At 33.5% G+C, this 23,697-nt stretch carries 16 protein-coding genes; 3 read left to right on the plus strand and 13 right to left on the minus strand.

The features are described 5' to 3' along the window. Positions 1-8: 8 nt before the first annotated feature. The 10 genes from ABD941_RS06275 to uvrC form a co-directional block, all read right to left on the minus strand. Positions 9-1,664: a hypothetical protein gene (locus ABD941_RS06275; RefSeq protein ID WP_345273188.1), complete on the minus strand. Its 1,656-nt coding sequence runs from the start codon at positions 1,662-1,664 to the stop codon at positions 9-11. A gap of 12 nt (positions 1,665-1,676) precedes the next feature. Continuing rightward, the gene (locus tag ABD941_RS06280) at positions 1,677-4,295 is read right to left on the minus strand and encodes a TonB-dependent receptor (protein ID WP_345273189.1); all 2,619 of its coding nucleotides are present in this window, start codon (positions 4,293-4,295) and stop codon (positions 1,677-1,679) included. Positions 4,296-4,454: 159 nt separating this feature from the next. After that, the gene (gene pgi, locus ABD941_RS06285) at positions 4,455-6,074 is read right to left on the minus strand and encodes a glucose-6-phosphate isomerase (protein WP_345273190.1); all 1,620 of its coding nucleotides are present in this window, start codon (positions 6,072-6,074) and stop codon (positions 4,455-4,457) included. A gap of 24 nt (positions 6,075-6,098) precedes the next feature. After that, on the minus strand, positions 6,099-7,433 hold the full coding sequence (locus ABD941_RS06290) for a M23 family metallopeptidase (protein ID WP_345273191.1): 1,335 nt from the start codon (positions 7,431-7,433) through the stop codon (positions 6,099-6,101). Further along, positions 7,391-8,308 carry a tryptophan 2,3-dioxygenase family protein gene (locus ABD941_RS06295; RefSeq protein ID WP_345273192.1) on the minus strand — a complete coding sequence of 306 codons (918 nt, stop codon included), beginning with the start codon at positions 8,306-8,308 and terminating at the stop codon, positions 7,391-7,393. The genes ABD941_RS06290 and ABD941_RS06295 overlap by 43 nt, the downstream gene beginning before the upstream one ends. A gap of 6 nt (positions 8,309-8,314) precedes the next feature. Next, on the minus strand, positions 8,315-9,097 hold the full coding sequence (locus ABD941_RS06300) for a DUF3108 domain-containing protein (protein WP_345273193.1): 783 nt from the start codon (positions 9,095-9,097) through the stop codon (positions 8,315-8,317). 362 nt (positions 9,098-9,459) lie between these two features. Next, on the minus strand, positions 9,460-10,620 hold the full coding sequence (gene hppD / locus ABD941_RS06305; protein WP_345273195.1) for a 4-hydroxyphenylpyruvate dioxygenase: 1,161 nt from the start codon (positions 10,618-10,620) through the stop codon (positions 9,460-9,462). Positions 10,621-10,797: 177 nt separating this feature from the next. Next, the gene (locus ABD941_RS06310) at positions 10,798-11,955 is read right to left on the minus strand and encodes a homogentisate 1,2-dioxygenase (protein ID WP_345273196.1); all 1,158 of its coding nucleotides are present in this window, start codon (positions 11,953-11,955) and stop codon (positions 10,798-10,800) included. Between the two features lie 250 nt (positions 11,956-12,205). Then, on the minus strand, positions 12,206-14,443 hold the full coding sequence (locus ABD941_RS06315) for a patatin-like phospholipase family protein (protein ID WP_345273197.1): 2,238 nt from the start codon (positions 14,441-14,443) through the stop codon (positions 12,206-12,208). Positions 14,444-14,475: 32 nt separating this feature from the next. Continuing rightward, positions 14,476-16,269, minus strand: coding sequence for an excinuclease ABC subunit UvrC (gene uvrC, locus ABD941_RS06320; RefSeq protein ID WP_345273669.1), 1,794 nt, complete (start codon positions 16,267-16,269; stop codon positions 14,476-14,478). A 212-nt stretch (positions 16,270-16,481) separates the two neighbouring features. Here uvrC and rimK point away from each other — a divergent pair, with 212 nt between their 5' ends. From rimK to ABD941_RS06335, 3 genes are read left to right on the plus strand one after another with little or no spacing between them, the layout of a single operon-like run. Beyond that, positions 16,482-17,357 carry a 30S ribosomal protein S6--L-glutamate ligase gene (gene rimK / locus ABD941_RS06325; protein WP_345273198.1) on the plus strand — a complete coding sequence of 292 codons (876 nt, stop codon included), beginning with the start codon at positions 16,482-16,484 and terminating at the stop codon, positions 17,355-17,357. Continuing rightward, the gene (locus ABD941_RS06330; protein ID WP_345273199.1) at positions 17,358-18,332 is read left to right on the plus strand and encodes a succinylglutamate desuccinylase/aspartoacylase family protein; all 975 of its coding nucleotides are present in this window, start codon (positions 17,358-17,360) and stop codon (positions 18,330-18,332) included. It begins immediately after the preceding gene. Between the two features lie 3 nt (positions 18,333-18,335). Further along, positions 18,336-18,899 (plus strand): 5-formyltetrahydrofolate cyclo-ligase, encoded by a 564-nt coding sequence (locus tag ABD941_RS06335; protein ID WP_345273200.1) that lies wholly within the window; start codon positions 18,336-18,338, stop codon positions 18,897-18,899. Positions 18,900-19,129: 230 nt separating this feature from the next. On the opposite strand, the gene ABD941_RS06340 is transcribed toward ABD941_RS06335, so the two are convergent. From ABD941_RS06340 to ileS, 3 genes are all read right to left on the minus strand, one after another. After that, complete coding sequence (locus ABD941_RS06340) at positions 19,130-19,756, minus strand: lipoprotein signal peptidase (RefSeq protein WP_345273201.1); 627 nt, start codon at positions 19,754-19,756, stop codon at positions 19,130-19,132. A gap of 103 nt (positions 19,757-19,859) precedes the next feature. Continuing rightward, on the minus strand, positions 19,860-20,237 hold the full coding sequence (locus ABD941_RS06345) for a TraR/DksA family transcriptional regulator (protein ID WP_345273202.1): 378 nt from the start codon (positions 20,235-20,237) through the stop codon (positions 19,860-19,862). Positions 20,238-20,241: 4 nt separating this feature from the next. Continuing rightward, positions 20,242-23,646, minus strand: a complete 3,405-nt coding sequence (gene ileS / locus ABD941_RS06350) for an isoleucine--tRNA ligase (protein WP_345273203.1) — start codon at positions 23,644-23,646, stop codon at positions 20,242-20,244. Positions 23,647-23,697 lie beyond the last annotated feature (51 nt).

Below are 23,697 nucleotides of genomic sequence, written 5' to 3' on the forward strand. Positions count from 1 at the left end.
AAAAACGGTTATTCATTATAAACCCATTCTCCTCCAGTTTTAATAACGCTTTTACTTTCGTTACCGGTAGAGCCTGTATAGACTACAAAAGTTAAAGCATATTTCTGCCCTTCGGCAGCACCAGAATCTCTTGTGTTTAATAACACATTAAAAGCCTCTAATAACATATCATCATTCCAGTAATTAGAACTTCCTGATCGTCTATCAAAACTTCCAAAGAATCCAACATTATCTGCAGGGCCAGGATAAATATCTATAAACGCTTCTGAAATTAATGTAATGTCTGAACCTGTTAATGTGTAATTAATGGTGTTATCTGGCACCCATGCACCATCTTCAAATCCATATTGGAAAGCTGTTGCTATAACGTCTGGAGTTAAATTCCAATTATCACCATCAAAAATACTATGTCCATATTTTGTATTAGTTGATCCTGAGAAAAAATCATATTGAACCATAGCTACATCGCCTGCCTGTGCATAAGGAAATAAATTTTCTAAAAAGATATCTAAAATATAAACATTGCTGCTACTAAAGTTAGGAAATCTAAACCCAAAGGTATCGTAATCCGCTCTTGTAAAGACATAAGGGAATTCCCAATCACTATTATTCTTAGCTAATACAGCTGTTACTTCTACAATGGTGGCATTAGGAATATAGGCACCTGATGAATACAACAAGGTTTTGGTTTCTGTTCCAACAGAACCATTGTAAATAGCATAGCTTACAGCATAAACATCGCCTTCCATAGCTACTGGTAAAATAATATTTAATGCTTCTAAAAGCATCTCATCGCTCCAGTAATTACTACTTGTAGATCTTACATCAAAACTACCAAAACGTCCTAAATTTTCAGCAGGATCAGGATATGTGGCACTTAATGCTGCTACTATATCATCATAATCAGTTCCTGTTAATGTATATTCGGTTGCTGTTGTACCAGAAGCTTCTACATCTAATTTTGTGAATCCATATCCGTTATATTGAACTGTAAATGATTCAGAAAAGTTAGTCCCTCCATCAAAAATTGCAAAAGTAATCGCTACGACTTGACCAAGGTTATATTCATCTCCTAATAATACTTGAAATCCTTCAAGGATCATATTATCAGACCAATAGCCATCTCTATCTGATCGCCTATCAAAGTTTCCAAACCTTGCAGCACTTTCGGCAGGATCGGGGTAAGACGAACTTAAAGCATTTCCGATAGTTTCAAAATCGTCATCAGATAAGGTGTAAGATAATATCTCTGCATTATATGTTAACTCTAAAAACGTTCCGTTTTCTGCTGTTTCATATTCGGTACCTAAATAGTTATCAACTTCACTTAAACTTGATAATGTTTCGGTAGTAGACATAACTTCTAACGCCGTTTCATCAAATAAGTTATAACCAACATTAACTAAAGAACCTTCTCCCCAAACTGGATATCTCTCTGCTAAAAAGCCTGGGATTATTAAATCTGCTTGATCTTGAGATTCAAAATACTCTTCTTCATTTAATTCTGTTTCATATTCAGCATAATCTTCAGAAGTAAATATATAATCAACTGCTCCAACAACTGGATTTGGTTGGGCATCTATATCATTATAGATATCATCTAAAGGGTTGCAACCTGTAAAGGTTAGCCCTAAAATCGTTAAGTAAAAAATTATTTTTTTCATTTTCAAAGTTTTTTAGAAATTAAGTTTTGCACCAACACTAAAGGTTCTACCAAAGCCAAAATATACAAGTGCAGTATCTGTAGCAGATCCTGATCCATCTTGAGCATCGGAGATATATTCTGTATCGAATACATTATTGACTCTACCTGTTAAAGTCGCATCAAAAGGTCCAAATTTAAATCCGTGAGTTAATGCTACATCGAATAATCCGAAATCTGGCATTTTCCATGGTTGTATAGGGTCCGTAGCTAATTCGGCAGCTATTTCGGCAGCAGCAGCAGCTGGGTCTGGATTGCTAGAGGTTACACCTCTATCGCTCGGATCAAAATCAGCATAGTTATCTGCAAAATAGTTGTAATCTACTATAAATCTTGTGTCTTGTGATAACTGATAGTTTAAGCCTAAAGCTGCTGTTGTTTGCGCAGCATCACCAACTTTTAATCCTGCTATATGTAAGTTGAAAGGCGAATCGGCTATCTCATTTTGTTCTTCATCAAAAATTCTAACGTTTTCAACATTATTATCCCAAGTCCAATCTCCTAATGATGCTTGACCTGTTATTGTTAATTTATCCGTAGCCTTAAATCTAAAGTCTAGCTCAACTCCTTGATGTATAGCATTAACACCTAATATGTTTGCTGTAGCTCTGGTACCATCAGGCTGTTGAAACGTTGCTGTTTCTGTTCTATCGTTCCAAGTCGTTCTGTATAAATTAAGGTTAGCAGAAAATTTTTCACCTCTAAAGCCATAACCTAATTCAAAACTTGTAATTTTTTCGTTTTCGGCATCAGCATTGATGTTATCATTCGAAAAATTTAAAAATACAGCATCAAAATCTGCTGCTCTTTCAAAGTAACCTAAGTTAACAAATACATTATGGTTAATCCCTATTCTATAATTACCCCCTCCTTTAACGCTGTAGCCAAAAAAGTTATATCTATCTGTTTCTTGTAAAGGATCTGAATCTAAATAATTAAAATAATCAATTCTTCGGTATGATGTGTTAGAAGCTGCTAAAGCAAGATAGGTATTAAAATTATCGTTTACATCATATTCTAATTGACCAAAAAGACCAAACCAACCAACTTTTCCATCGTTGTTGTAGTTTATTTTATCTCCAACTCTAGCTGGGTTATTTGGGTTGTTTTCATTATTATCATCTAAAAAGTACTGTCCTCCTAATAAGTCCGTTACTTCTTGGAAGTGAATACCTGTATATGACCTTAAATCAACGCCTCCTAATAACACTAAGTCATCGCTTAAATTCGTTTTTAAAGTCGATAAAACACCATACCAATTGTGATCGTTACGAGATGCTCTTAAAATAGTTTCTGAACCATTTGCACCAAGCGCTTCGTTCTCTTCAGAAATTCTATCAAAGTTTAAAGGACCAAATAATCCCGTTCTGTAGTCACTCGATCCATCTGCATTAAAAACAAATTTACTAGTATCTCCTCTGGTTCCACCTCCACCACCAGTACCGAACGACACATATGCTGATGTATTAATTGATGTGTTTTCACTTAAAGTCCAGTAATGGTTTAAAGATATTTGTGGTTTATGGTAGAAATTATCTTCTTGAAACGTTAATTGTCCGTTTTTGTATCCCCAATCTGCATTAAATTTTCTGCCTCTATCACTCTTTCTAAAGGTTTCAATTAACTGTCTATTTTGTCTTTGGCCATGTTGTTGCTTGGCTCCAAAAGCTGTGAATGATAATTTATGTGAATCATTTATTTCTTTTGAAATGTTTATAAAATAGTTAAAACCTGTAAACTCGGTACCATCTACATAACCATCGCCTTCTGTTTTTGCTGCAGAAACTGTTGCTGCAAAACCGTTATCCATTAAACCTGTTGAGTATGTAAGTCCGTATTTAAAATAACCATCATTTGCAACAGATGTGATGAAATTACCTCCAGCCTCAGTATCGGTAGTTTTAGTAATTACATTAATAGTTCCCCCTATTGATGGTACTGCAATTTTTGAAGCTCCTAAACCTCTTTGTACTTGCATTTGGCTCGTTACATCTCCAAGTCCTGCCCAGTTAGACCAGAAAACACGACCGTTTTCCATATCATTTACAGGAATACCGTTAATCATTACTGCAACGTTTTCAGAGCTAAACCCTCTAATATTCACACGAGCATCTCCGTAACCTCCACCTTGCTTTGTAGCATAGATTCCTGGAGTCGATTTTAAAATTTCCGGAAATTCTTGTGTCCCTAATTTTAACTCAATATCTGCTGCTTTTACAGTAGATACGGCAACAGGTGTTTTTCTATCAACTGCTACAGAAGCTATAATTTGAATTTCTTCTAATCCCACTTGGCTAGATTCAAGTGTTACATTACCAAGCGTCATGTCTCCGGTAAAAGCAACAGTTTTAGAATTATACCCAATATAGGACATGACAACCTCTCCAGATGAAGATTTTGTTGTGATGGTGAAGTTTCCATCAAAATCTGTTGTAACACCATTAGATGTCCCTTTCTCAATTACATTTGCCCCTGGAAGTGGAATATTACTTCCTGCTTCTACAATAGTACCTGAGATTGTACTTTGTGCCATAACTACTGCTGAAAACAACAATGCTATGGTTAACATTAAAAAATGCGTAGTTTTTTTCATAATTAATTATTTGAATTAGTCGATGCAAAAATACATATAATTACGCATTCTATATTATGCATATGTTAATAAATTTAACAATTGTTATGAACAAAAAAAGCCTCAAAATTGTTAATTTTGAGGCTTTTTGATGATTTTACTAAAAAAATCATGTGTATTTTAAGACATATTCTTATAATAATTTAATAAGTTACTTGTAGAAGAGTCATGCTTATTAATTGTGCTACTGTTAAATTCCTGTAAAATTTTACTAGCTAATTGTTTCCCTAACTCCACTCCAAATTGATCGTAACTGAAAATATTCCAGATAATACCTTGTACAAATATTTTATGTTCGTACATAGCTATTAACTTTCCTAAACTTTCTGGTGATAATTTATTTATAAAAATGGTGTTTGTAGGTTTATTGCCTTTAAATATTTTAAATGGAACAATATCTGAAGGCGTGTCTTCTGCAACAACTTCGGCTTCGGTTTTTCCGTTTAAGAGCGCTTCGGTTTGTGCTAAAAAGTTAGATGTTAATTTATCTTGATGATCTTGATTACCGTGCAATGATTTTGTAAATCCTATAAAATCTGCTGGAATTAATTTTGTTCCTTGATGTATTAATTGAAAAAAGGCATGTTGCGAGTTTGTTCCTGGCTCACCCCAAATAATGGTTCCCGTTTGATAATCAATTGGTTTCCCATTTCTATCAATACTTTTCCCATTGCTTTCCATGATACCTTGTTGTAAATAGGTTGCAAACTGATTTAGGTATTGAGAATATGGAATAACGGCTTCGCTTTCTGCTTTAAAAAAGTTATTATACCAAACACTAATTAATGCTAAAACAACTGGAATATTATTTGAAAAATCTTCGTTCTTAAAATGGTCATCCATTTTATGAGCGCCTTTTAATAAACTATCAAAATTGTTGTATCCAACGGCTAAACTAACGGTTAAACCAACAGCACTCCATAATGAAAAGCGACCGCCTACCCAATCCCACATTGGAAAAACATTATTTTCATCTATACCGAAAGCTGTTACGTTTTTTATATTCGTTGAAACCGCCACAAAATGTTTTGCTATAGCATTTTCACTAGCCGATTTTAAAAACCAAGCTTTTAACGTATTAGCGTTTGATAGTGTTTCTTGCGTTGTAAATGTTTTTGAAACTATTACAAATAATGTTGTTTCTGGGTCTAACTTTTTAATGACTTCGTTTACATGATCGCCATCTACATTACTAACAAAGTGCGTTGTTAAATGGTTTTTATAATACTGAAGCGAATCCACAACCATAGCTGGACCTAGATCCGAACCTCCGATACCAATATTTACGATGTCGGTAAATGCCTTTCCTGTAAATCCTTTTCTAGCTCCAGCTACAATGTCATTAGTAAACTCTTCTATTTTTTGTTTGACTTTATATATTTCTGGCATAACATTTACGCCATCTACTTTAAAATCTGCATCTTTTGGAGCTCTTAATGCGGTATGTAAAACTGCTCTTCCTTCGGTTTGATTTATAATTTCACCTGAAAACTGACTTTTAATAGCGTCTTTTAAATTAACATCATCTGCTAATTGAAGTAAGTGTTTTAAAGTGTTACTATCTATTCTATTTTTTGAATAATCTACATAAAAATCATCCCACTTGATAGTGTGTTTATTTGCTCTGTTTGGATCTTGAGCAAATAAATCTTTCATATGAACACCTTTTATGTCTTCAAAATGATCTTGTAATTTTTTCCAAGAACTTGTTGTTGTTGGATTTATACTTGGTAATGTCATGCGTGTTTGATTAATCGTTAATGGTTAGTTGTTGAGCGATATGAGGTTATCGCTTTGTTTTATGACTTGTTCTGGTTGGTTTTGCTCTTCGAAAACATCTTCTAAAAAATGGATGTTGTCTAATTGCTTTTTTATAGGTTGAATGAAGTCTAAATATTTAATTTTTAAGGAATCTGAAATTGGTTTAGCTTCAGGTAATTTTTGTTTGAATGGATCGACTTGCTTTCCATTTTTCCAGAAACGATAGCATACGTGTGGTCCTCCTGTATTTCCTGTCATACCTACCCAGCCTATAACATCGCCTTGTTTTACAAACTGTCCAACTTTAGCCTTTCGTTTTTTCATGTGAAGGTATTGGGTTTCATAAGTAGCATTATGGCGTATTTTTACATAATTACCATTTCCTCCTCTTCGTCTTGACTCGGTTACCGTACCATTAGCAGTTGCCATAATCGGCGTTCCAATGGGCGCAGCAAAGTCGGTTCCTTTATGTGGGCGTACTTTAAAACCATAGACGGCTATTCGGCGTTTTAAATTATACCGAGATGATACGCGACTAAATTTAACCGGTGCTTTTAAAAAGGCACGTCGTAAATTTTTTGCTTCTTCGCTAAAATAATCTATAATTCCTTTTGTAGAATCTGTAGTGAATTCAAAAGCATAAAAGGGCTCTTTATTATGTTCAAAATAAGCGGCTTTTATGTTATGGACTCCTGTATAAATGGTATCATCGATATACTTATCTGTATAAATCACCTTAAATCGATCTCCTTTTTGAAGGCGTCTAAAATCTATCGTCCATGCATAAATATCGTCAGCCATTTTATAGGCTAAACGGGGACTTAAGCCTTGCTCATCTAAAGTTTCTGAAATATTGTTAGTAATAACTCCTGTAGCTGTTTTTTCAATATATTTTATTGGCTTTCTACTTTTATAGGCGTGAATGGAATCCTGAAAATTTATAACAACATACTCTTCTAAACTAGGTTGGTATATAAAGCATTTTGGGCGTTCTAAAGAATCTTTGGAGCATAAAAGTGTATACGGTTTTCCTACTTGAAGGCGTCTTATATCAAATGTGTCTTTTGCTTTTTCTGCGATATTAAAAATTTGCGGATAGCCGATATGATTGCGTTCTAGAATTTCACCAAAGCTATCGCCTTTTTTTATGGTATCTCTTTTTACTATATAATTGTTTAAATTAAAACCAAACTCGACTATTTCTTCTGGTTTTTCGACTACTGCAACTATTTCTTCAACTGCGGTTTTTTCATTTTCTTTACAGCTAAACAAGCAGATTGCTATTAATGCTATAATTAAATATCTGTTCCCCACGTTTCTATTTCTTTCTCTGTCCATAAATCTGGAAAAAATATTCTTTTTTGATATTTTGGATGCATATATTTTACCCATTCGCTTCCACCTGTTGCTTCTGCTGTTTTTCCATTAATCTTTAAATAATGATTAGCCGTATTATAATGAGCCATTACCCATTTTATGTTCACGGTATAATCATAATGACGCATGGCATTTATCAACTCTTTATTGGTTTGCGAGTCTTTAGGCAAACCTTTAAACTTAGTCCACAAATTGTTGTTTTGATAAAATTTAGTAAATCTAATAAATTCATCTTTATACCGAGCCTCAAAAGCTGTTAATGTATAGGTCTTTTTACCAGTTTTATAATCTTTGCCAGCAGCTTGCCAATATAAATGCTCAAAGGCATGTTCGTAAGATGAATTTCTATCAATAGTATCTCTAAATCTTTTATCTATGAGGTTAATAAGTTCTGTTGATGCAAATTCAATTTTTCTGTACTGTGCACTTTGAAAACCGCTAGCTGGTGTTAATGTGGTTCTAAATTTATTATACTGTTCTACATCCATACCATCCTTCATAATGGTAAATGACGATGTAAGCATGTCGAAATAACGGCTAATTCGCATTAATTTCGACGAAAAAAACAAAGCGTCTACAGTATCATTTTTTGCAACTTGTTCTATTTCACCAAGTATCATTTTGAATAATAGTTCATTAATTTGATGATACATAATGAACACCATTTCATCTGGAAAAACGGTACGTTGTACTTGAAGATTTAATAATGCATCGGTTTGAATATAATCCCAATAGTCAATGGGTTTACTATGCAACAAGCCTTCTAAATGCACCTCTACATCTTGATTTAGGGCTTCGTATTTCTCTTTAAGTTGATTGCTAATCTTAGAATTCAAAATTTCTTAATTATTGACAACGATTCTAAAAGGGTGTTTTAGACCTCTAAAAGCTTCTAAGTCTGCTCTAAGCGACCCTACAGCTAAATCTGCTTTAATACGCAAAGGTACTTTATTTTTGTCTTTTGACACCCAAAGCGTTAAACTTTCTTCTTCTTTAAAAACACGTCCAGCCATTACATATGGTCTAAATTTTAAAGACTTAACATTTCCAAAATTCGTATCAATAGTTTCTTCTCCTAAATACTGTAATTTAAATCCGTAATTTTCTTCATCAAAAAACATATCAACCATAACCTCATCACCAACTTTTAAACTATCTGTATTTAAATTATTTCGTAAATAATAAAATGTTGACACCATATCTTGAATATTTGGTTTGGTATCAACAACCTTTTTAGTTTTATATTTTTTATTGTTTACTTGTGCTTTATTATTTATTTGATCAAAATCTATTTCCAAATCTTTGGTATGTCCACCTTCATCTATATTTCGCACAAACTTATAGGGTAGAATGGTTTTTTTGTCAAAATAACTTTCATATCTATCCTTTACCTTGAAAAACCATTTTATCATGCCTGTGGTCCAACCTTTACCTACAACATGGTACACCGCTTTATCATTTAATTTGGCATCTTTTACACTAAGCGTAGCATTTCCTGCTTTTAGCCAATTACTATAACTCATTTTAAATTTAAACCATTCGCCATCTTCAAACGCAGATTCTTGCTGAGCAAAAGTTGTTTGCATAGCTATTATTGCAGTTATTACAAGTAGTGTTTTTTTCATCTTCTATTGGGCCGTTGTCAATGTAACTTCCTTATGGTATTCTTTATTGTTCAAGTAGGAAATTACAATTACTGTTCCAAAAATAAAAATTTTATTGTATTAGCCACTGTTTCGTTGGTTATTGTTCTATTAGTTTTTTAAAATTGACTGTTTATCTTGTATAATTATGGTGTTCATCTTATGGGAATGGATGCTCATATTTTTTTTCTCGCAAAAGCGCAAAGCTGTATGTGGTGGTACTGTGGGGAATTGCAATCTTATAAATATAACTCAGCAATACAGATTACTTTACTAACCCAAAAACAAAGACCTGCTAGGTTTTAAAAACCTGACAGGTCTATTTATACTAAAAAACTTACAGTTTACAATGTTCCTCTATTAGCTTGTTCGCGTTCTATAGATTCAAAAAGTGCTTTAAAATTTCCTGCTCCAAAACCTCTTGCTCCCATACGCTGAATAATTTCAAAAAATAGGGTTGGCCTATCTTCAACGGGTTTTGTGAATATTTGCAATAAGTAACCTTCTTCATCAGCATCAATCATAATCCCCAGTCCTTTTAAGGTTTCAATGTCTTCTCTTAATTCATGACTATATTCTTCTAACCTGCCAGGTACTGCTTTATAATATGCCTCTGGTGGTGTTGATAAAAACTCAACGCCTTGAGACTTTAGCTGACTTACTGTTTTAATGATATCGTCTGTTGCTACTGCTATATGTTGCACACCAGCACCTTCATAAAAATCTAAATACTCTTCTATCTGCGAACGTTTTTTCCCTTTTGCCGGTTCGTTTATTGGGAATTTTATACGTCCGTTACCATTACTCATGACTTTACTCATTAAGGCTGAGTATTCTGTATGGATTTGTTTATCGTCAAATGATAAAAAGTTTTCAAACCCCATAACATCTTCATACCATTTTACCCAAGTATTCATTTGCCCCCAACCTACATTACCAACCATATGGTCTATATATTTTAGTCCTGCTGATGGCGGATTATAATCTGATTTCCAAGCTACAAATCCTGGCATAAAAGCTCCTGTATAGTTTTTGCGTTCTACAAACATATGTACTGTTTCTCCATAGGTATAAATACCTGCCTTTACGACTTCTCCATATTCGTCTTTTTCTACAAATGGCTCTTTGTATGATTTGGCGCCTCTGCTAGTAGTTTCTTGATATGCTTTTCTTGCATCTTCTACCCATAGTGCTATGACTTTTACACCATCGCCATGTTTTACGATATGATTATTTATGGGAGATTTGCTTGTTAAAGGTGTTGTTAAAACTAAACGGATTTTATCTTGTTTTAACACATAACTTACGGCATCCTTAGACCCTGTTTCTAAGCCTTTATAGGCATACGATTGAAATCCAAATGCTGTTTTATAAAAGTGTGCTGCTTGTTTTGCATTGCCTACATAAAATTCTACATAGTCTGTTCCTAAAAGGGGCAAGAAATCTTGCGCACCTTCAAATATTTTTTCTAAACCGTAGTTTACTGATTCTATTTTTTTACTCATTTTATTAATGTTTATCTGTTGATGAGTTTAATTGTTTATTTGTGAATTTAAAAATTAACTTTTGTTCCATAGCCCTGATTGTAATGGCTTCCTTTTTTGATTTTTCTTCAAAAAATATTACCCTTTGGACTTCGCTTAAGATAAATTGCAAGCAGGACATAGGTCCTTATTAAAAGCTTACTCCAACCAAGATTTATGATAATCTTCATCGGCTATTTTCATGGCTTCTTCTGTAACCATTAATGGTTTAAAGGTATCCACCATAACAGCCAGTTCGTCGGTTTTAACCTCGCCTATACTTCTTTCTACCGCTCCTGGGTGTGGACCATGTGGTATTCCTGCTGGGTGCAGCGAAATATGACCTGCATCAATATCGTTTCTACTCATAAAGTCGCCATCTACATAATACAACACTTCGTCACTATCTATATTGCTGTGATTGTAAGGTGCTGGAATGGATTCTGGATGGTAATCGTATAAACGTGGTACAAAACTACACACCACAAAGGTATTTGTCTCAAAAGTTTGGTGCACTGGTGGTGGTTGGTGAATACGCCCTGTTATTGGCTCAAAATCATGGATTGAAAACGCATATGGATAGTTATAACCATCATACCCAACAACATCAAAAGGATGTGATGCGTAAACCATTTCTATAATATCATCTTGTTTTTTGACTTTTATTAAAAAATCTCCAGACTCATTATAGGTTTCTAACTCTTGTGGCCTTCGGATATCACGTTCACAAAACGGGGCATGTTCTAATAATTGCCCAAACCAGTTTCGGTAACGTTTTGGTGTATAAATGGGGCTTCGGGATTCTACAATAAACAGTCTGTTGTCTTCGGTATCAAAATCTATCTTGTAAATGATTCCTCTTGGTACTAGCAAATAATCTCCATATTTAAAATCCAGATTTCCTAACATGGTTCTTAATTTACCTGTTCCCTTATGAATGAAAATCAACTCATCTGCATCAGTATTTTTGTAAAAATAGTCTTGTGTTGACTGTTTTGGTGATGCTAAAATGATAGCACAATCGGTATTTATTAAAACGGTTTTTCGACTGTCTAAAAAGTCGTTTTCTGGTTTTACCTGAAACCCTCTTAATCGATATGATTTTATATTGTTTTTTAATGCAATTTTTGGTGCTACGCTATATTGTTTTTTTATTTCTTTTACTTGCGTAGGGCGTTGTTCGTGATAGCTGTTTGTAGACATCCCATCAAAACCAATTGTTCCAAATAGTTGTTCATAATATAAACTACCATCAGGTTTTCTAAATTGGATATGGCGTTTATGCGGGATATTTCCTAATTTATGATAAAAAGGCATACTTTAAAATTTTAAAATTAAATAAAAAAAGAAGTCTTAAACTTAACTTAAGATGCTAAATAACTCTTATTTATAAAGATACAAAAAGTATGCTCATTCAGGATTTCTCTTGATGAGATAGTGAAGATGTGATAATAAGTCTTTCCAAAAAGGTTTCATACTGACACAAATATCGTAAAAAATATTGATAAAAATGTGCTATATGACATTTTTGAGAGGTTTCCATCTTCTTAGGCTTAGAAATAAATTCTTAAAACCAAAACCCAATATTAAAAAACCAAGTGCTTTCTTTTTGCTCAGGCGAATAACTATATTTTGCCTGTATTGGCCCTAAAAAGGTATCAATTGCATAGCCTAAAGCATAGCCTCTGTAATCTGGAAGCGAAAACCACTCGCCTGAATCAAAAATATTATTATCAATATTAGCCCAATTACCTTCTAATGTTATATGGTGCTTTTTAAAAACCTCGTAATCTGCCGTTATAGATGCTTTTACATAACTATTTCCTGTGAGTGAAATAAAATCATACCCCAGAAATGGAATGAAGTTATTAATCAAATTGTTGCCATAACCTCCCAATGCAAAATCTAGGGTTCTATTAGATTTATCTCCTAGCTTAAACCCGCCATGTGTTTGCAAATTAAATGCTAATCTATCTGACACACTAAAGGCGTAACCTAGATCTGCTTTTGCAATTGAAAAATCTTTAAAATCCTCAACAAAACCTGATGCGTATAAATAGATGTGTAAATCTCCATTAAAATACACACCTCTTTTTGGAAAATATTTATTATCATAAGTGTCGAGTTTTAGGTTTCCAAATAAACTTAAATAATCAGTTTTTTCGAATAAAAAATCATCATTTGGATTATTACCAGAAATTGTTTCAGAATGTATTTCCAAACGCTTATGTTCCAAGCCAAGGCTTAGGGCAAAATCTTTTCTAAATAAGGTTTGTAAATAAAATTGATTGGTTTGATCTTCAAGTTCTACATCAATTTTGTTCAAACCGGTTGTTGTTATTTGAGTATCATCTAGTAGTAATTGCGCATTTATATTCTTGCTAAATTGATTGTATCTAGACCTCAACCCTATACTCCAATAAAACCCTTTATCAATTAAATACTCAAAATTATATCTTACATTATCCCCCAAAATAATATCTAATGAAGCCATATCATTATTAAAAAGTAATCGCTTTTTTGTTAGATTTATAAGTGCGGCACTTTTATATAAATCATCATAATGAACCCCTAATTTTAAAAATGTGTTTACCTGAGTTTCATTTACACTTGCTATAAGGTCATAGCCTTCCTTGCCTTTTGTGTTTTTCAATTGGTATTCAAAAGAATCAAAGTTATTTGTGGCTAATAAATTATTTATGCCCTTATTAAAAGCTTTATAACTTATTTTTTCATCGTTTTTCAATTTAAGCTTTCCTATAATGTAAGACCTGGTATAGTTTTTATTCCCTTCTACAAAAACACTGTTGATTTTTATACTATCTATGACTTGAGGTTTTAATTTTTCTTTCTTTTCAGGTTTTTCGAATGTCAATTGTCTAAGAATATTTAGCTTAGATAATGCAGCGTACTTACCAACCTCTATGATATCAGATCCTTCTCCAAATGAAACCACATTAAAACCTTTAATATTTGGCTTTATATAAACATCTGTTTTTTTAACCTTTAACTTCATATCGTTAATGGTTCTGAAATTATTTATTTGTAATAAAACTTCTGGTGCTGAGGTTAACTCATCACGATTAGCCAATTCATCTTGAACATCAACCCCTATAATAATATCCATACCTTTTGCTCGAAGTTCGTCTATTGGATAATTATTTACTACACCGCCATCAATTAAAATCTCGTCATTGATACGTACAGGTTGGAACAAGGATGGCAACGCTCCACTGGCCATAATAGACTGTGTTAAATTACCTTTATCTAACATAACCTGTTGTCCATTTTCAATATTTGTTGCAATGCAAAAGAATGGAATAGGCAACTTAGTAAAATCATCTACTTCATTAACGTGCAATAATAGTTTTAGCAGTAAACTGTAGGTGTTTTGTCCTCTGGACAATGCAGATGGCAATTTTATTTTAAAATCATTAAATGGCAATTTAACAGCATACTTTTCCATATTATTCCGCTCATGAAAAGCGGTAGATGATCTTGGCAAATCGTCTTTAATAATATTATCAAAATCCACCACCTGGAATATAGAATCCAATTGCTTCCCTGAATACCCAGAAGCATAAATAGCTCCTATTATAGCGCCCATACTGGTTCCTCCTATGTAATCTACTTTTACACCTAAACTGTCTATGACTTTTAAAACTCCAATATGCGCCAAACCTTTAGCGCCACCACCACTTAATACCAAACCAACTTTCGGGGTGTCTTCTTGTTTTTCGTTTTGCGCTTTCGCAGAAAATGAAATGAGTAAGAATAAGGATAATATTATGGTTTTAAAATTCAATCTTTAACTTTATTTAATAATTTACAAATCAGTTACTTCTTATGATAATAATTATAAACTTTCTCTGCCCTTGAAACTCCAACTACAGCTTCCAATTCGTCCAACTTGGCATTGGCTACACGTTTAGCCGATTTAAAATGCTTTAGCAATTGAACAACTGTTTTTTCTCCAATTCCTGATATGGTTTCCAGTTCTGTGTTTAACGCTGTTTTACTTCGTTTATTTCTGTGGTGTTCTATTCCAAAACGATGGGCTTCATTACGCAATTGCTGTATGATTTTTAGCGTTTCGCTTTTTTTATCTAAATATAACGGAATTGGGTCGTTTGGATAAAATAATTCTTCTAAACGTTTTGCAATACCAATGATGGCTATTTTTCCTCTTAAATTTAAAGCATCTAAACTTTTTAATGCTGATGATAGCTGTCCTTTTCCGCCATCAATAATAATAAGTTCTGGTAAGGGTTTGTCTTCTTCAACCAAACGTTTGTACCTGCGATATACGACTTCTTCCATCGATGCAAAATCATCTGGACCTTCAACCGTTTTTATATTAAAGTGCCGATAATCCTTCTTACTAGGCTTCCCGTTTTTAAACACTACGCAGGCTGCCACGGGATGTGTACCCTGAATATTTGAATTATCAAAACATTCAATATGTCGTGGTTCTTCAGAAAGTCTTAAATCCACTTTCATTTGTGCCATAATCCGGTTGGCGTGCCGGTCTGGATCTACAATTTTCATCTGTTTGAAACGTTCCATTCTAAAATACTTGGCGTTCCTAAGTGATAAATCTAAAATGTGTTTTTTATCGCCTAACTTTGGAATCGTTACTTTTACATCTTCTCCTAAATCTACTTTAAAAGGCACGTATATTTCTTTGGAATTAGAATTAAAACGTTGCCTTATTTCTGTAATGGCAAGTTCTAATAATTGTAAATCCGTTTCGTCCAATTTCTTTTTAATCTCTAAGGTATGGGATCGAATGATAGAACCGTATGATAACTGTAAAAAGTTAACATAACCATAACTTTCGTCACTCATAATGGAAAACACATCGACATTACTAATTTTAGGATTTACAATAGTAGATTTTGATTGGTAATTCTCTAAAACCTCAACTTTTTCTTTTATTTTCTGGGCCTCTTCAAACTGCATGTTTTCAGCATAATTGCGCATTTGTAGTTTAAACTGTAATAACGAATCTTTAAAATTTCCTTTTAAAATTTCTTTTATGGCCTTGATGTTTTTGTTGTATTCGACTTCAGTTTCCAAACCTTCACAGGCACCTTTACAATTTCCTAAATGGTATTCTAAACAAACTTTATATTTTTTAGCCTCAATTTTAGCTTCGGATAAATGAAAATTACAATTTCTTAAGCTATATAATCCTTTTATTAAGTCTAATAAGGTATGAACCGTTTTTCCACTGGTATAAGGCCCAAAATATTCGCCACCATCTTTAAAAACACGTCGTGTTGAAAATACTCTAGGAAAACGCTCTTTTTTAATACAAATCCACGGATATGATTTGTCATCTTTCAGCAGGACATTGTAACGGGGTTTATGTTTTTTTATTAGGTTGTTTTCTAGTAAAAGTGCATCGGTTTCCGTTTCAACCACAATATGCTTTATATTGACAATCTTTTTTACAAGCACTCTGGTCTTACCATTTTCATGGGTTTTGGTAAAATAGGAACTGACTCTTTTTTTTAAATTTTTTGCTTTCCCAACATAAATAATTGTACCCTCTTTATCAAAATATTGATAAACTCCAGGTTGGTTTGGCAAAGTTTTTAATTGTATCTCTAAATCAGGGGTATCCATTACTGTAAAGGTAATTATTTTAACCGAAAGGTAATTCCTCAAAACCATGTTTTGAGACTGCTTTTTATTCAAGTTTTTTTTTAATAAATGGTAAAAACTATAATCTGAAGTTATATTTTTGGTAAAACATATCAGATTAACTTAACTTTAAACACTAAAGCTAACATTTTGCTTTTTAGCCTTTAATACTAAGTAATTTTATAAAATGCAACATGAATATAGTTATTCTATCTAGAAACCCGCAATTGTACTCTACTGAAAGACTGGTTGAAGAAGGCGAAAAACGTGGTCATCGAATTGAGGTTATCGATCCTTTAAAATGTGATATTATTATTGAGAAACAAAAACCTACCATATATTACAACGATCGCTATTTGGATTATGTAGATGCTATTATACCAAGAATTGGGGCATCCGTTACTTTTTTTGGATGTGCTGTAGTGCGTCAGTTTGAAATGATGAATGTGTTTACTACCGTAACTTCTGATGCTATTATACGATCTAGAGATAAACTACGAAGCTTTCAAAGACTTTCAAAAGTAGGTATTGGAATGCCAAAAACGGTATTCACTAATTATTCACGCGATGTGGAAAAAGTTATTTCGCATGTTGGAGGAACGCCTGTAATTATTAAACTTTTAGAAGGTACTCAGGGTTTAGGTGTTGTTTTGGCCGAAACAAAAAATGCAGCCGAGTCTGTTCTTGAAGCTTTTAATGGTTTGCAAGCACGGGCATTAGTACAAGAATACATTGCGGAAGCTAAAGGCGCCGATTTAAGGGCTCTGGTTGTAAATGGACAAGTTGTTGGGGCTATGAAACGTCAAGGAAAGGAAGGTGAGTTTCGTTCAAATTTACACCGTGGTGGCTCTGCAAATATTGTAAAACTTAATCATGATGAACTTAAAGTAGCCATGAATGCAGCTCGCGCTTTAAAACTCCCTGTTTGCGGCGTTGATATGCTGCAATCCAGCAGAGGCCCTTTATTATTAGAGGTAAACTCTACGCCAGGTCTAGAAGGCATTGAAACGGCTACAGGGCGCAATATTGCCAAAGCCATTATCCGATTTATTGAAAAAAACGCAAAATAAATGTCCAAAACGAAAACTGATACCTTAACTATTTTAGGCGAACAAATATACCCTGGTGAAAGTAAAGAAGTAAATTTTGATGTTGCTAACCTGCACACCTCAACACCTGTAAATGTCCCTGTTATTATTGAACGTTCCAAAAAACCAGGGCCAACAGTTTTGTTTACTGCTGGCATTCATGGCGATGAAGTTAATGGCGTTGAAATTGTAAGACAGCTTATTGCAAAAGGCATTAACAAGCCTAAATGTGGAACTATTATATGTATGCCCGTTATTAACGTTTTTGGATTTATAAATTTAAAGCGTGAGTTTCCTGATGGCAGGGATTTAAATCGTGTATTTCCAGGCACGCCTTCGGGCTCTTTGGCTGGTAGGGTGGCCCATAAGTTAATTAAAGAGGTTGTTCCTCATGTCGATTTAATTATCGATTTTCATACTGGTGGTTCAGGCAGGTTTAATGCACCGCAACTTCGTTATTTAAAAGAAAACCGAAAGCTTAATACCTTAGCTAAGGCCTTTGGTGCACCTTTTGTCCTGTACTCTAAAAATTTGTCGAAATCTTTTAGAACAACCTGTTATAAATTAGGCAAACCTTTATTGCTTTTTGAAGGGGGAAAATCGTTTCATATTGATGATATGGTAACGAATTCTGGAGTCAATGGTTCTAAGCGTATTTTAAAACATTTAGGGATGCTAAAAACAAGTTTTAAATCGTCAAAACCAAAAAAGGATTGTGTTTTCATAAATGAAAGCAGATGGCTACGTGCCAAATATTCTGGGATGTTTAAAGCCTCCATTGCTATTGGCTCTCATGTTGAAAAGGATGATGTTTTAGGAAATATTACCGACCCTTATGGTAAGTTTAATTTTTTTGTAAGAGCTTCAAACACGGGTTATATCATCAATGTAAATGAATCGCCAATTGTGTATCAAGGTGATGCTCTATTTCATATTTCCACAAAACTTAAAAGGTAATCTATGACTAAAAAAGAGCTTCGGAAAATATATAAAGTACGTCGTAAAGCATTGTCTGAAAATCAAATTGACGATTTGAGTTTAGCAATTTCTAACCAGCTCTTAAAACTTCCTATTTGGGACTATTCGTTTTATCATATTTTTTTAGCTATTGAAGAACAAAAAGAGGTTAATACCGATTACATTTTGAATATTCTATCTGGTAAAGACAAAAACATACTTATTTCTAAAAGCAATTTTGAAACTGGTGAAATGATTCATTTCCTTTTAACTGACAACACAGTTATTAAGAAAAATAATTATAATATTCCTGAACCTATTGATGGTATTGAAATTTCTAACGATAAAATTGAAGTGGTTTTTATACCGCTGTTAGCTTTTGACAAGCTAGGCCATCGTGTAGGCTATGGTAAAGGGTTTTATGATCGGTTTTTAACCGATTGCAAACCTGAAACCATTAAAATTGGACTTTCTTTTTTTGATGCTGAAGATGCCATTACGGATGTTTTTGAAAGTGATGTTCAGTTGGATTTTTGTGTTACTGCTGAACGGGTTTGCAAATTTTAATTATTTTTTCTTTTTAAGAAGAAGAAATAATATTGAAATAACAGTTAGAATCAATAATATTATAATTCCCGTTATAACTAATTTTATCCAAATCTCTACATAATTTAATTCTGGTGCTGTTTTCCTTAAAACTGATTCTGCTGAAAAAAGCCAAACTATTGATAGTATAATAAATGTACTAATGTGAATTAGTATTATTTTCCTTTTTTTCATCAATACAACCTTTCAATTTATTTCACTTCCTTAGAAAACGCCTTCTTATTAAAAACAATAAGCATAATAAATCCTGTACTTATTGCCATATCGGCAATATTAAAAACGGGTTCAAAAAAATTAAAGCGTTTACCTCCATAAAAAGGAAACCATTCTGGTAAATCTACTTCAAATAAAGGAAAGTATAACATATCTACTACACGACCGTGTAACAAGGTATCATATCCGCCAGCTTCTGGCAAAAATGTCGCTACTTGATTTATACTGTCATCAAACAAGACACCATAAAACACAGAATCTATAATATTCCCTAAGGCTCCTGCAAATATTAAGGCCACAGCCAATATTAACACCTTGGAACTTTGTTTTTTGGCAACATCATACAACCAATATCCAATACCAAAAATGGCTATAACCCTAAATAGTGTTAAGGCTATTTTTGCGGTTCTATCTGAAATAAAAGAGACGAAATCACTGATTTTTGTTCCCCATGCCATACCATCATTTTCGATAAAATATATTTTAAACCAACTGAAAACTTCAACACTTTCGTGTAAGGTAAAATGGGTTTTTATATATATTTTACTAATCTGATCGATTAGTAAAATCGTTATGATTAAGGCAATGGCTTTTTTTAATGACATGTGTTATTGATTAGATTCCAACTTCGCAGGAATGACAAAATATATAAATAAAAAAACGTCTCAATATTTTTGAGACGTTTCAAATATATAATTTATAATAAAATTATTGCATGTTTTTTGCTTCAATGCTTAATGTTGCATGTGGTACTAACTTTAAACGCTCTTTATTTATTAGTTTTCCTGTTACACGGCATACACCATAAGTCTTGTTTTCAATTCTAATCAATGCATTTTTTAAGTCACGGATAAATTTTTCCTGACGAATGGCTAATTGCGAATTGGATTCTTTACTCATAACAGCACTTCCTTCATCAAAAGCCTTAAACGTAGGCGATGTATCTTCTGTGCCATTATTATGATCATTCATATAGGCACTTTTTATAAGTTCTAAATCGTGTTGTGCTTTTTCTATTTTTTCTGCTATTAGCTCTTTAAACTCGGCTAAATCAGCATCTGGATATCTTACACTATTCTCTGCCATAATTTTAATGTTTTTGGATAAATAATTTAGTATTTACATCATCGAAAGCAATTTCTATACCGTCTTCTAATTTATCTATAATTTCTAATTCGTTTGTTAATGTTTCTGACTTAATATACGCCATATTAGCGTCTATAGCCTTGACGATGTCTGCATCTTTCTGAAACGTTACATCTATTTTATCTGTAACTTCAAAACCTGAATCTTTACGTAAGTTCTGAATTCTGTTGATTAACTCTCTAGCAATTCCTTCTTTTCGTAAATGATCTGTAATAGTTACATCTAAAGCTACCGTTAATGCACCTTCATTTGCAACTAGCCACCCTTCTATATCTTGAGAAGTGATTTCTACATCTGTGCGTTCTAAATTAATATTTTTTCCGTTCACTTCAACGTCTAAATTGCCATTTTGTTCTATTTTGTTAATATCTTCTGCTGTAAAGTTAATTACGGCATTGGCAATAGCCTTCATATCCTTTCCAAAACGTGGCCCAAGTGCTTTAAAATTAGGCTTTATTTGTTTTACCAAAATATCGGAAGCATCATCTATAAGTTCAACATCTTTAACATTAACTTCATGTTTTATTAACTCTGAAACGGCTAAAAGCTCTTCTTTTTGTTGCTTACTATCAACTGGAATCATAATTTTTTGAAGTGGCTGACGTACTTTTATCTTTTCTTTGGCTCTTAATGATAAGACTAAGGATGATATGGTTTGTGCACTTTCCATTTTACGCTCTAAACGTTTATCTACATAGGTTTCATCAAAAATTGGAAAATCTGCTAAATGCACACTTTCAAAAGTTTCTTTTTTGGTCACTGCATTTAAATCTAAATACAACTTATCCATAAAGAAAGGTGCAATTGGCGCCCCCAATTTTGCAATGGTTAGCATGCAGGTATAGAGTGTTTGATAAGCCGAAATTTTATCTTGTTGGTAATCACCTTTCCAGAAACGTCTTCTACTTAAACGTACAAACCAGTTACTTACATAATCTTGTGTAAAATCTGAAATGGCTCTAGCAGCTTTTGTAGGCTCGTAATCTGCATAAAAACTATCTGCTTTTTTAATTAATGTGTGCAATTCTGAAAGTATCCAACGGTCTATTTCTGGTCTTTCTTTTACAGGAATATTGGCTTCACTATAATTAAAATTATCCAGATTGGCATATAACTGAAAGAATGAATAGGTGTTGTAAAGTGTTCCGAAAAACTTACGCTTTACTTCTTCTATTCCCTCTAAATCGAATTTTAAATTATCCCAAGGGTTTGCGTTACTAATCATGTACCAACGTGTGGCATCGGCGCCATAATTTCCTAAAGTCTCAAAGGGGTCAGCTGCATTTCCTAAACGTTTGGACATTTTTTGTCCATTTTTATCTAATACCAATCCGTTAGACACTACATTTTTATAGGCTACCGAATCAAAAACCATAGTTGCTATAGCATGAAGCGTATAGAACCATCCTCTTGTTTGGTCTACACCTTCGGCAATAAAATCGGCTGGATATGTTGTGCCTTTATCTATTAAATCTTGATTTTCAAATGGGTAATGCCATTGTGCATAAGGCATTGAACCAGAATCGAACCAAACATCTATTAAATCGCTTTCGCGAAACATTTTTTGACCTGATGCCGATATCAGAACAATCTCATCAACTATATTTTTATGCAAATCAATTTTTGCATAGTTGTCTTCGGAATTATTTCCAACTTCAAAATCCGCAAAAATATCCTGTGTTAAAACTCCAGCTGAAACAGCTTTGGACATCTCATTTTTAAGCTCTTCAACGGAACCAATACAGATTTCTTCTTTACCATCTTCTGTTCTCCAAATGGGCAACGGAATACCCCAATAACGTGAACGCGATAAATTCCAATCGTTAGCATTTGCTAACCAGTTTCCAAAACGTCCTTCTCCTGTGCTTTTAGGTTTCCAGTTAATGCTTGAGTTTAACTCGTGCATTCTATCCTTAACATCAGTTACTTTAATAAACCAAGAGTCTAATGGATAATACAAAATTGGCTTATCAGTTCTCCAACAGTTTGGATAACTGTGCTTATATTTTTCAACCTTAAAGGCTTTATTTTCTTCTTTTAATTTAATCGCAAGTTCAACATCTACTGAACGTTCTGGAGCTTCTCCTTCATTATAATATTCATTTTTAACATACTTGCCTGCATATTCTCCCATTTCTGGGCGAAAGCGTCCTTGTAAATCTACCAATGGGACTAAATTTCCATTATCATCTTTTACTAACATTGGTGGGATTTCTGGTTTGGCTTGTTTTGCTACCAAGGCATCATCTGCCCCAAAAGTTGGTGCGGTATGTACAATTCCTGTTCCATCTTCAGTGGTTACAAAATCTCCAGAAATAATCCTAAATGCATTTTCTGGATTATCATTGGGTGTGGCGTAAGGTAAAAGTTGCTCGTAAGTGATACCTACTAAATCTTTTCCTTTAAATTCTTTAACAACATGAAATGGAATTTTTTTATCTCCTGATTTATAGCTTAACAACTCTGATTGCTCTTTAACTTGAACAAATTTTCCAGAAAATTGTTTTGCTACTAAAGGTTTTCCCAACACCACATTCATCGGTTTGAATGTGTATTGATTATAGGTTTCAACTAAAACATAATCAATTTTTGGCCCAACGGTTAATGCTGTGTTACTAGGTAATGTCCAAGGTGTTGTTGTCCATGCTAAAAAATAAATATCACCTTTGTTCTGTAAAAAACCTGGCAATGAATCTTTATTTGCTTTAAACTGTGCCACCACAGTGGTATCTGTAACATCTTGATAGGTCCCTGGTTGATTCAACTCATGCGAGCTTAAACCTGTTCCTGCTTTTGGTGAATAAGGCTGAATAGTATAGCCTTTATATAGCAAACTTTTATTATAAATCTGCTTTAACAACCACCAAACTGACTCCATGTATTTAGGCTCATAAGTAATATACGGATCATCCATATCTACCCAATAACCCATTTTTTGAGTCAGATCATTCCAAACATCGGTATAGCGCATCACTGCTTTTCGGCAAGCTGCGTTATAATCTTCAACTGAAATGGTTTTTCCTATATCTTCTTTTGTAATTCCTAATTCTTTTTCAACGCCTAACTCTATGGGTAAACCATGTGTATCCCAACCTGCTTTACGCTTTACTTGGTAGCCTTTCATGGTTTTATAACGTGGAAAAATATCTTTAATAGCTCGTGCTAAAACGTGGTGTACTCCTGGCAGTCCGTTTGCAGAAGGCGGTCCTTCATAAAACACATACGATGGATTACCTTCTCTTGTTGATACACTTTTTTCAAAGATGTTGTTATCCTCCCAATACTGTAGTACCTCTTTTGCTACATTTGGTAAGTCAAGTCCTTTATATTCAGGAAATTTAGCGCTCATTTAGTGTTGATTCTTATAAGTTCGCGAATTTAAGGAATTTTGAGAAAAAAG

The sequence above is a fragment of the Flaviramulus aquimarinus genome (genome assembly GCF_039543205.1).
Classification (GTDB): domain Bacteria; phylum Bacteroidota; class Bacteroidia; order Flavobacteriales; family Flavobacteriaceae; genus Flaviramulus_B; species Flaviramulus_B aquimarinus.